Origin of the sequence: Rubripirellula lacrimiformis (assembly GCF_007741535.1) — a bacterium.
In the GTDB taxonomy this organism is placed as follows: domain Bacteria; phylum Planctomycetota; class Planctomycetia; order Pirellulales; family Pirellulaceae; genus Rubripirellula; species Rubripirellula lacrimiformis.
In genome coordinates this window covers 8,237,178-8,248,403 of record NZ_CP036525.1, presented here as the reverse complement: position 1 = coordinate 8,248,403, position 11,226 = coordinate 8,237,178, and the positions used below count along the sequence as shown (strand labels likewise).

Here is an 11,226-nt window from a genome sequence, read left to right as displayed (position 1 = left end):
ACTGCATCGGCGGCGCGATCGATACTCGGCGTAGGATTTTTGGATGTCAGTTCTGGATGGTGTCACCCCAACACGGCGGCAAGCATTGAAGGTGGCTGGGTCAGCGATGGTGGGGGCTGCAATTGCCGGATCCCGGTCATCGGCTTGGGCTGATGCGGCGGACGCCTCTGGTCAGCGCCGCGACAATCTATTGATCGATACCCATCTTCATTGCTTTGCAGGGCCCCGATCGGTTTCGTTTCCCTATCATGCCAATGCTCCCTATCGACCGACGGCGGCAGCGACGCCGGAGTATCTGATCGAGTGCATGGATGCGGTGGGAGTGGACTTTGCGGTCGTGGTCCATCCCGAACCGTACCAGGACGATCACCGCTATCTGGAACACTGTTTGAAGGTCGGTAGCGGTCGGCTGAAGGGGACCGTCTTGGTATTCTCTGATCGGCCTGATGCTTCCCGGCAGGTTCAGGAACTGCATGATCGAACCGACGTGGTGGCCGTTCGAGTGCATGCGTATGCACCAGAGCGGATGCCGGATTTTGATTCCGATGGGCTGCGTCGATTATGGTCGACCGCAACGCGGTTGGGGTTGGCGGTGCAATTGCACTTCGAACCGCGACATGCAGCGAAGTTCGCTTCGCTGATTCGGGATTTTCCTGACACCACGGTGTTGATCGACCATCTGGGGCGACCGTTTCAGGGGACATCGTCGCAGTACGACGATGTATTGGCTTTGGCTGATTTCCCCAACACGATCATGAAGCTGTCATCGATTCCTGTGCAGACCAATTATCCGCATCGAGACATCCGCCCTACGATTGATCAGATCGTGGACCGTTTCGGTCCATCGCGGTTGATGTATGGCGGCGGTTTCAATGCCAGTGCGACTCCCGCGTCCTATCGCCAGACCATCGATCGGGCGCGCTCGTTGCTCGGCGCGTTAAGCGATGACGAGCGGCAGATGGTGTTTGGGGGCACGGCGAAACGAGCGCTCGGCTTCTAGTGGTCGGTCAGCGCCGGCGCATGAAAAAGCCCCGCGAATCATCGCTGATCGCGGGGCTCTTCGATTCCGTTTTGCGTCCGCTACGATTACGCGAACGGGTTGTACTTGCCTGGGGTCGGTACTGGGTAGCGACCTTCGGAGTCTGGTCGTGCCGAAGCTGGGACTTCCGAATCCAGTGTGTAGGAGTCGATGCCAGGAGCCAGTTCAGTGCCCTTCTCTAGCAGTTCGTCCCATTTGACGATCTTGCCGCTATAGCAAGCTTCGCGGCCCAGGATGGCGGTGAAGGTCGAGTGAGCGCCGTACTCGCCTTCGTTGTAGATCTCGCCTCGCATCAGAGCTTCGATCAGGTCGTGCTGCTCTTGTTGGTGGCCATTGACGTTTTCGCCACTGAACTTCCACGCGTTGGCGCCATTGATGGTGCCTGATGGGTCCGCGGTGCCCTTGGTGCCTTGGGCGAATTCACCGACATGGTTCCAACCGCCGGCCAGGTGACGGCCTTGGCTGAACATCTTGGTTCCATCGGCGAACGTGTACTCGCAAGCCGTGTGGTCAAAGATCTGCGACTTGGTGGCGTCGCCACCCATTCGTTGTTCGCGTCCGCCCATGCCGTTGCATTCGACCGGGTACATGCCTTTGACCCAGCAACCGACGTCCAAGTTGTGAATGTGTTGTTCACAAATTTGGTCACCGCAAACCCAGTTGAAGTGGTACCAGTTGTTGGTTTGGAAAGCCATTTCGGATTGTGCATCGGTGCGGTTGCGGTACCAGATGCCGCCGCCGTTCCAATAAACTTGTTGCGAAATCACATCGCCGATCGCACCGTCGTGGATGCGTTCGATGGTTTCCATGTAGTTGGGTTGGTGACGGCGTTGTAGGCCGATCGCCAGCATCAGGTTTTTCTTCTTGGATTCTTCGACGCTCTTCAGCACGCGGCGAACTCCGGCGGCATCCGAAGCGACCGGCTTTTCCATGAAGATGTGTCGGCCCTTGTTGACGGCATATTCAAACTGTTGTGGTTTGAATCCCGGTGGGGTCGCGATCACAACCAAGTCGGCTTCGACGTCGATGGCGGCTTTGTAGGCGTCCAGTCCGACGAAGACACGTTCGGCTGGCACGTCGATCTTGGACTTGTTTTCGCCGCGGCTAAGCGACTTGATCGCTCGGTCGGCATTGCCTTGGAACGCGTCGGCGACGGCGACCAGTTTGACGTTGCCCTTGGTGTTGAAAATCTGAGCCGCTGCACCGGTACCACGACCGCCGCATCCAACCAGCACGAATCGAATTTCATCGCTACCAGCTGCGTGGGCAGTCTTGGCAATCGTGCTGGTAAGCGCCGCGCCAGCTGCTGCTGCGGTAGATGTCTTTAGGAAAGAGCGACGGTCGGGTTTGTTTTGCATGGATTCTAATTCCTGAAGTTGACTGAAGGTGGGGGTCCCCGGGGATCGCATGTACGGCCAGGAGACCACCGGATTGTAGACGCATAAGCCGCCCGTTTGTACATCCAATGGGCATAAAACGCTCGTTATGCGCCTCCAGCCCCTTCGATTATTAGGAATTTCGAGTTCAGTAGGGGTCGCTCCCTCCCGATCAGGTGGGCTCGCAACGCAAAACGGTCGATTTCCTTGTCGACTTTCCAAATCCTGACGCGGGTGGGCGAAAACCGCTGCCAGGCGTCATTCTGGGCAATGTTGGCCAGTCGTTCGCTGATCTGATTGCTTTCGCCGACATAGATGGTTTCGTCGTCATTGGCAATTTCATAGACGCCAGCGTCCGATTTGCCCGCCTGCAGGCAGTCCTGGATTGGCTTGGATTTGGGCGCCGATGCCGCCTGCCAATGCGAGTCTTGTTCGGCGGCCGCCGACTGAAACTTTTTGGTCCTGGCTCGTTTGCGAAGCGAAAGTGCGGCCCAGCGGTAATCCAGGGGCGAATGGCCCGGCGATAGCATCGCGGCCAATTGGTCAAACTGTTCCATCGCTGCCGGGGTGCACAGCATTTCGTCCAGCGTCATCGCGTAGTCCAGGCTGATCAGCCGGAGTGCAATTTCGGCTGCGTTCTGAAACGGTTCCATCTCGGACCAAGTCGATCGCCGTCCCTTTTCAACCGCCTTGGGCAATTGTTTTGACTTCCGAAGTCGCAGCAGCATCGTGTTCCAGATCCTGGGGTCGCCAGCGATCTTGCGGCTTCGGCAGGCCTTGCTGAATGCGGTCGACAGCTTCGGGTCGCAAAGCACAAAGTCGGCCGAGTGACCGCCCGAGGCTTCGGTGAACGATTCCACGATCGCTTGGCGAGTCTCGTCGTCCAACGGGATCACCGGGCGCCCGTTTTTGAAGGTCGTGCGAGTTCGGCCCTGCGAAGTCTTGGGGGAACTGCCCAGCGGATCTTCGACGCCATCAAGCGGGTCGCCGATGTTGCACTGCGCCATTCGTGATTCGATGTGCTCGGCGTATTCAGGCGAAAGTTCGAACCCCATCCATTGCCGACCCAGTTTCTTTGCGACCGACAACGTGGTTCCGCTGCCACCAAAGGGGTCGACGACAACGTCCCCCGGGTTGCTGGAAATCCGCAGGATACGACCGAGGATCTGTTCGGGCATTTGGCACCCGTGGAACCCTTCGCGTTCTTTGAACGTTCCCGCCACGCGAGAATAGAACCAGGTGTCGTGCGAGGTTGCAAAGCCACCGGGTGGCGAGTCCTGTGGCCGCAGGATCCAAGTGTTGTCGGGCAGCCGGCCGCGAGAATTCGCTCGTTTGTCGGCGTACACCAATTGTCGTGCCGAGGCGACGCGAACCAGCGGGTTGTCGCCGTTGAAGGTGAACTGTTCGCGGTCTTTGACAAAGTGGAATAGGTGCGTGTGCGATCGGCTGAATCCGCGCACACAGTTGACGCCAAAGGTGTAGTACCAAATCACCCAACTGCGGCAGTGGAATCCTAGTTTCTGTGAAAGCAGTTTCAGTTCGGCAGCGTACTCGTCGCCAATCGCCAACCAGAACGTCCCGTCGGGTTTCAGGATGCGATGGGCTTGCCCGATCCAGGCTTCACAGAATTCCAGGTACTCGGCCGCTTCGCGTTGGTCGTCGTAGACGTCGTAGGTGTAGCCGATGTTGAAGGGCGGATCGGCGAACACCAAGTCGACTTTGCCCGTTTCGATCTGGGCCATTCCATCGATGCAACTGCCTTGGTGAATCTGGTTGGTTGGAAGCATGATGGGGATGAGCTCAGGCGTCGGTAGTGGACGATCGGTTTTCGTAAACCGCGATCCTAGCGCAAGCGGGGCTGACGCGCAAGATCCCACCACCTGGAATCGGCCCCGGCGACAATTGTCGCCTGCACCGGATTCCAACGAAAACAGCGTCCAAACCGGGATCCGGCTAAGCCGAACCGCCCGGCACTTGGCCTGATGTTTGCACCCTGGCCACCGGCCGGTTTACATCAATGTGGTTTCCCACGGGCCTGTGATGGCAAAGGTGATGCCGGGGCTTTGGGCGTTGACGAATAGCCATTTGCCGTCGGGGCTGAAGGTCGCACCGGCCCATTCTTTGGTGCGGAAGTCGCCGCTGATGCCGTTCTTTTCGCCCTTCAATTGGATGTTGTTCTCGGCGAACAGCGATAGTTTTCCGTCTTGGGACAGTCCGAAGATCCGCTGCGGGTATTCGTTCGCACCGTAATCGTTGTCCTCGCATAGCACGATGCCACCGCGCGGGCTGACGCACAGATTGTCGGGCATGTTCAGCACTGGCTTGCTGGGCGATTCGAACAGCAGTTTTAGTTTCTGGTTCTCGGGGTCAAATTCCCAGATCTGGCCAGCACCGGCGGCCCCGCCATCGGTGGCGTCGAAGTAAACTTTGCCGCCGCCGAACCAGCATCCTTCCAAACGGGAAAACATGGACCCGCCCTTCGCTTGGCCTTGCTTGAACACGCCTAGTTCGTCGGCCGGGAAGCCAGCTTTGGTCGCGGACAAAGTGGGGTCGTCGATACGATGCCAGCGAACATCGAACGTGGATCCGTCGGCGAACCCGCCACGTAAATCCGGTGTGTTGACCACTTCGGCCATCTCCAGCACGCCACCGGCATGCAGGTTGCCCGGCTGGGTCGGGATGAATCGGTAGAAGCCGGCGGTTCCACGGTCTTCGGTTTCGTAAACGATCCCGCTGTTGCGGTCGACCGCGATGGCTTCGTGGACGAATCGCCCCATCGCCTTGATCGGTTCGGGATTGCCGATCCCATTGGCCGGGACTTCGAACACCCAGCCGTGCGTCTTTTGGAATGTCTTCTTAGCGTAATTGTTGTACGCATCGCGGTCCCCAGGTCCCAGCACCGTTTCCTCGGCCGTCAACCAAGTGTTCCAAGGGGTGACGCCGCCGGCGCAGTTGCGGCTGGTGCCCGACAAACTGGTGCGGCTGCTGACCCAGTCGCCCCGCTCGGCATCAAAGACAAGCGATGTGCATCCGCCCATCGCCTGTTTGTCGTAGACCCCATCGCCCTTGATCGACAGGCAGGGGCCGTCTTCGCTGATCTCGTGGTTGCGGCATAGGGTCAGCAGGTTTCCGTCGCTGGCCACGACGCCCATGCCATCATGCAGATTCGGCGTTTCGAAGCCATCGTTCATCATGTCGCCGGCCCAACCGAACGACCGGTAACGAAATCCTTCGGGCAACCTCAACAGGGGTAGCCCCGTCGTTTCGTCCAGCGCGGGGGCCAGAAAGCATTTCGGTGACGGTGCATCCCCTAGTGCCAATCGTCGCCCCATCGATCCAAAGGCGGCGCCCGCCGCAAAGGTGGTCGCAGCCGCAAAGTTGTCGCTTAAGAACTGTCGCCGTGAAGATGCCTGGGTCATGTTCAGCTCGTCGCAGGATGAGGAATCGCAAAAGGATCTCGCCAAGTGTATCGCGGATTTTTCGCAGTGCCGGCGCACGCGAAAAATTAACATTTGGACATGCCGCAGACACCGTTCGTAGTACCGCCTTCAGGCGGAATCGGGTCTGGTTCATCGTGCCAGGCGAATGGAGAAACGTCGGCTAAACAGAGCGTCCAGCCCGCCCGAGAAGATCATTGGGGGAAGCCAAATCCGGTTGCCGAGGCAACCGGCAAAAAGCTTTCGCCTCTTCGAAGGCTGCTGGAAGCTGGACGGACGGTACTACGGACGGTGTGGAGTGACCGAGTGGGTCAGTGCTTGCGCCGTCGCCCGATCAGGCAGGCGACCGTGCCAACCGCGATCGTCAGGCCAGCAACCTTGGCTTGGCCTGGTTCCTGGATCGCGTACAGGGTCGTGATCACCAGTGTTGCGATGACATAGATCGCAGCCGGCATTCCCCACAACGGCAGCCGAGTGATTCGGCCGCGTGCACGGTCGACCCACAGCATCGCAACGGTCAGAGCCGAGCAAACCGAAAGTGTCAGCCCCAGGTAGCCGAGCAACTGAGTCAGGGATGCGATCAGAATCGCGGTGATCGCAAGTGCCGCTTGGAAACCGATGGCGGCGACCGGTGGGCGATCTTCGAATCGAAACCAGCTCGGCAGGAAACCGTCGTCGGCCATCTTGGCGTACACCCGAGGTCCCGTCATCACCATCGCCGATACGGATGTCATCAACGACACCACAATCACCAACCGGACCAACGTCGAAAAGCCGTCGCCGCCAATCGCAACCGCCGACGCGGCCGCGATCTGCGAAATGTTCGCTGGGTCGGTCAGTTGTTCGACCGGGGCGGAAGTGACAAAGATCCAGTTCAGAATGACGTACAGTATCGTCACCATCACGGTGCCACCGACCAACGCGCGAGGAATGTTGCGCTGTGGATCACGCACCTCGCCAGCCACATACACCGCCGCGTTGAACCCTGCATAACTGAACGAAATCCACACCAACTGCTGAGCGAAATTCAGCCAATCGAAACTGGCCGGTTCATCCACGACGGTGTCTGCAGGCACGCTGTCGTCCAGGCCGCTATCGGAAGCCTGGCGATCGATTGGGGCATCGGCCGGCGTGTCAGCGGCAGGTGGCACGTTGGCAACCGGCCCACTGGTAGTCGGAGAATTGGTAGTCGGAGAATTGGTAGCCGGAGTATTGGCAACCGGAGAATTGGGCAGCGATCCATCGCCGCGGCTGCTGGAAACGGCCAATACGATGAAGCCGGCGATCATCAACAACTTGGCGATCACGATCACGTCTTGGATGCGAGACGCCCCGCGGATGCCGATCGAGTGCAGTGTCGCTGCGGCGGCCACCGATGCGACCGCGATCGTACCGCTGGGCAGGCTCGCCAACGTTTCTCCCAGCAGCGGCCGTGCGTATTCTTCGAGCCCGATGGCGGCGATGGCGATGGCTCCGGTGAACCCAGCCAACATCGAAACCAATCCTGCGATCACGCCTGCGATCGGATGCAGCGTCCGGCTTAGGAACAGGTATTCGCCGCCCGATTGATGGAACCGCGACGATAGGCTGGCGTATCCGCTGGCACCACAGATGGCGATCACGCCGGCCACGATCCATGCCGCGACGACTTGGTCGGGCGAACCCAGGGCTGCCAAGGTGAACCCGCTGGTCGTGTAGACGCCGACCCCGATCATGCTGGCAGCCACCAGCGTCGTGGCCGAGACGAGTCCGATGCGGCGTGGTCCCGTCACAGGATCACGACTCGGCTTGGTTTGATGACGGCGGTTCAAAGGCGAACTCTTGCCACGTGACCGCTTTGTCCATCGGTTCGATTCGCATCACCAAATGCCCGTCTTGATACAGTCGGACCGTGCCAGTCGATTGGCTGACCACCACAGAAATGGCCTTGGTTTTTCGCGAGATCGCGGCGGCTGCCCAGTGGCGTGCCCCCAATCCCTTGGTCATCGTCAGGTCTTCGTGAGACACTTCCAACATCTGCCGACTGCGTTCGATGACCGCGTCGCTGCCGACAACAAATGCACCGTCGAGTTGAGCGATTTCTTTGGCATCGTCTTGGACTTTGGCGTCCAACAGATTGCGGCTCTTTCGGTTGTACCCGCGGAACGGGTCGACGCCAGAATCGTTGCTGTGTTCCAGCACCTTGCGGGTGTCGCCGACGACAAACAGCGTGCCGACGGGCTTGCCTTCGCGGCCTTCGCGACCAATTTGCGCGGCCAAATCGATGACGGCTTTGATCGTTGGCAACGGCACCCGGCTCTCCAGCATCTGCAGGTCGCGGGTCGTAAGACGCCGCATCCGTTCGTCCAGTTGCAGGTGGCTGATCGAATCCAGCCGGCCTTGGTGAAAACCACTGTAGACGGCGACGATTTCGCCGTTGGTCCGAATGAACTCGTCGGCCGCAGCTTCCAGCAGAGCATGCTGCAGCCGTTCCAACAGCGGTGCTTTTTCCTTGTTCAGCGCCAGAGCTTTCAGCCCGGCCTCGGATGCCCCTTCCAGGTCGTCAGGGGAATCGACCGCCACGATGATCGGTTTTTCAACTTCCGATGCGATTTCGGCGATCCGCTTCCAGTCGGTTGATCCATCCAACAACACCAACAAAGCGTCGGCATTGCGAGCCTTTAACAAAGCCACGCCCGTTTGGATGATGGCAGCGTTGTGTTTGGTGAATCGTTGCGTCGCCACGTGGAGGCCGTTTCAGTGCAGGAGTGTCGTCGTCGCGTAGTCTCGCTGTTTTAGCCTATTGGCCTAGCTTCGCACAGGTCGACGCACGTTTTACGCCGGCCACTATCGCCGGATTTGGTCATTGGAACGGGCCGTCATCGGCTGTTGCCAGGCCGGTCCGCTCTGATAGGCCCGTTCATAGAACATCGCCAGCGATCGCAGAGCGTGTCCCTTGGGACCGATGCTCCAGTCGTGTCCACGTTCCCGATACATCGCCGACAAGAGGTACCGTACGGCCGAAACGAGGCGAGGATTTTGCAGCTCTGAATCCGGGGTCAACGTCAGCAGCCATTCGACCATGTGGCCGGTCACCTGGACTTTGCGATCGATATCGTCTTTGTTTTCTCGCCCTTCGAACCAGTCCGTGCTGAACGATCCGTCGCGATTCTGGAGCCGGTAGGCATAGTCGACAAAGTCCTGCGTGAACTTTTCAGCCCGCTGCCATTGTCCGTCGATCGGCTTGCCTTCGGCACGACGCTGGCGAAGTGCGTGGGCGAATCCCATCAACCGGTGGGTTCCCCCACAGGCGGCCCCGACGATCGGCTGGGACAGTTCTTCACGAATCAAACGCTGGAAGTCCCAGGTCTGGCCGTCTTCGCTCGTCCAAGTCGCGTCGGTGTCCATGTAATGGGAAAGACCGATCAACGTGAATGTCAGCTCTTCGCCGGATTTGCACGCCAACTGTTCTTCGCGGATCACATCGGCAACCGAAAACTGCTGCCCATCGGCATACAATGGATAGTCTTCGGGGACTTCGCAGAGCGAAAATACGGCTAGCATTTGAGCCTGGTGACCCTGCAGCCCGACGCCGCTTCGGACCACAATGCGGCCGTCTTTTTCGGTCAGCAATCGTTGACCGCGGCAGGCGTTGTTGCCCGCAATCCACGCGATCGTGCTGTACGAATTGCGTTCGACCTGCACCTTGGTGTCGACTCCGTACACCATGATCGCATGCATCATGCCCCAGTTGCTGCGTTCGTTGGCAACTTCGCGTCGGTCATGATAGTACGACAAGCAGGCTCGCATCGTGTTTTGCAACCGCCGTACCGACAGCGACAATTCGATCGGCTGGGCGGGATAGCCGGCGTAGTCAAGTTCGGGGCGGACTTCGTGTTGCGAGATCGCGTCGGGACGATCTAGATCGGGACGCTGCGGTTTGGGCAGCGAACTGATGCGATCCGGCGCGGCACGCTCCGGTGCAATCGAAAGTTCGGGTGCTTGCGAGATCGTGCGTGGTGTGGATCGCTGCGGCTCGCTTTGATCGGTATCCACGTACGGGGGCAAATCGCCAATCGAACGATGGGAACGCCCGTTGGCGGAACCCTCGTTGTCTTCGTCGACTGGTTTGCCGTCGCGAGCGATCTTTAGCTTGCGGACGGGGATCTCGTCGTCTTGAATGTCGAACGATGGATCTTCGGTGGCGGGGATGTCGCCGACGGATCGGGTCGTGGTCGATGACGATTCCAAGCGGTCGTCCATCCGGGCGCTGTCGCCGATGCGTGTCGGCCGTGCCGACGATGGTTGAGGCGCTGCTGGGCGAGTGGTCGGTGCTTCCTGAGGCGCGACATAGACTCGCGGTGACGGCGCGGGGCGACTGTTGACGGTCCCCATCTCCGGTGGATCCGTCAGCGGGATCGGAGTGTCCGACCGTGGTGGCAATGGCGTCGACTTGGGCGCCGGATTGAACGTGGGCACTGGCGACATCGTCGGTGCCAGCCGGGTTTTCGGTTCCGCTGGGGTCACGGGTGCCGGGCGAACGGCCGGTCGCGTTGTTGGCCCGGAGTCTTGGGTGGCGATGGGAGCCGGCGCTGTGATGGCGGGTACCGTGATTGCCGGCGCGGGGATTGCCGTCGCGGGGATTGCCGGCGCGGGCGCCGTAACCTTCGGTGCCGCGACTTCAGGCGACGTAACCTTCGGCATCGGCGCAGCGATCGCGGGGACGAGGATTGGACGCTGCTGCGTCGTGTTCTCCACTGCCCGCGGAGCGGTTTGCTGGGGCTCGACCAGTCGCAGGGATGGCTGCTGCGGAGCCGGGTTCAATGGGGACGCAGCGGACGGTTGTCGAATCCGCCATCCGCCATCATCATCGCCGTGATCAATCGGCGAACGGTCGACAGGTTTGGGAACCAATCGGTTCAGCGACGGTGGATCGGGCAGGTCGGCTGGTGGCTTCGGCACGTCGGCCGATTCGGAATCCGAACCGCCTGGGTTCATCAATTTTTCTAACAGCCATGGACGCCGCGCTAGCCGCATCTCCAGCGTCGAGTTTCCCGGCGCATTGAGCATCATCTCGCCGCCGTGATCGGCATCCGATGACGGCGCGGTCGCGATCCGAGCGGCGGGCGCATCGGCTGCCGTGGTACCTGCGGTCGACGTATTTGCGGATGGTGGCTGCGAAGCGTCCGGCTGCGGTGCGACAAGCTTGGCCTGCGACGGAGCGATCAAACGAACCTCCTGCGCATCGCTCTGGCTAGCGCTGCCGCAAGCAAGTCCGGTGGCAAGAATGGCGCACAGGTAGCGCCGTTTGGACGATAGGGGGAGGCTGCGTTGCTGCACGAGGTGCTCCGAGTTCGGGCGAGACATACCCGAAGTATCGGTCAGAGTGCATGCA

7 protein-coding genes are annotated in these 11,226 nt (G+C 60.0%); 1 reads left to right on the top strand and 6 read right to left on the bottom strand.

Going from position 1 to position 11,226, the window contains the following annotated elements:
• Window positions 1-43: 43 nt before the first annotated feature.
• On the top strand, window positions 44-1,000 hold the full coding sequence (locus tag K227x_RS28895) for an amidohydrolase family protein (protein WP_145176320.1): 957 nt from the start codon (window positions 44-46) through the stop codon (window positions 998-1,000).
• 86 nt (window positions 1,001-1,086) lie between these two features.
• On the opposite strand, the gene K227x_RS28890 is transcribed toward K227x_RS28895, so the two are convergent.
• From K227x_RS28890 to K227x_RS28865, 6 genes are all read right to left on the bottom strand, one after another.
• The gene (locus K227x_RS28890) at window positions 1,087-2,397 is read right to left on the bottom strand and encodes a Gfo/Idh/MocA family protein (protein WP_145176317.1); all 1,311 of its coding nucleotides are present in this window, start codon (window positions 2,395-2,397) and stop codon (window positions 1,087-1,089) included.
• Window positions 2,398-2,522: 125 nt separating this feature from the next.
• On the bottom strand, window positions 2,523-4,202 hold the full coding sequence (locus K227x_RS28885; protein WP_145176314.1) for a DNA methyltransferase: 1,680 nt from the start codon (window positions 4,200-4,202) through the stop codon (window positions 2,523-2,525).
• A 222-nt stretch (window positions 4,203-4,424) separates the two neighbouring features.
• The gene (locus tag K227x_RS28880; RefSeq protein WP_145176311.1) at window positions 4,425-5,834 is read right to left on the bottom strand and encodes an alkaline phosphatase PhoX; all 1,410 of its coding nucleotides are present in this window, start codon (window positions 5,832-5,834) and stop codon (window positions 4,425-4,427) included.
• 329 nt (window positions 5,835-6,163) lie between these two features.
• Complete coding sequence (locus K227x_RS28875; protein ID WP_145176308.1) at window positions 6,164-7,663, bottom strand: APC family permease; 1,500 nt, start codon at window positions 7,661-7,663, stop codon at window positions 6,164-6,166.
• Window positions 7,629-8,576 (bottom strand): DNA integrity scanning protein DisA nucleotide-binding domain protein, encoded by a 948-nt coding sequence (locus tag K227x_RS28870; protein ID WP_145176305.1) that lies wholly within the window; start codon window positions 8,574-8,576, stop codon window positions 7,629-7,631. Before K227x_RS28870 ends, K227x_RS28875 begins: the two co-directional genes overlap by 35 nt.
• A gap of 102 nt (window positions 8,577-8,678) precedes the next feature.
• Window positions 8,679-11,198 (bottom strand): hypothetical protein, encoded by a 2,520-nt coding sequence (locus tag K227x_RS28865; RefSeq protein WP_145176302.1) that lies wholly within the window; start codon window positions 11,196-11,198, stop codon window positions 8,679-8,681.
• Window positions 11,199-11,226: the final 28 nt, after the last annotated feature.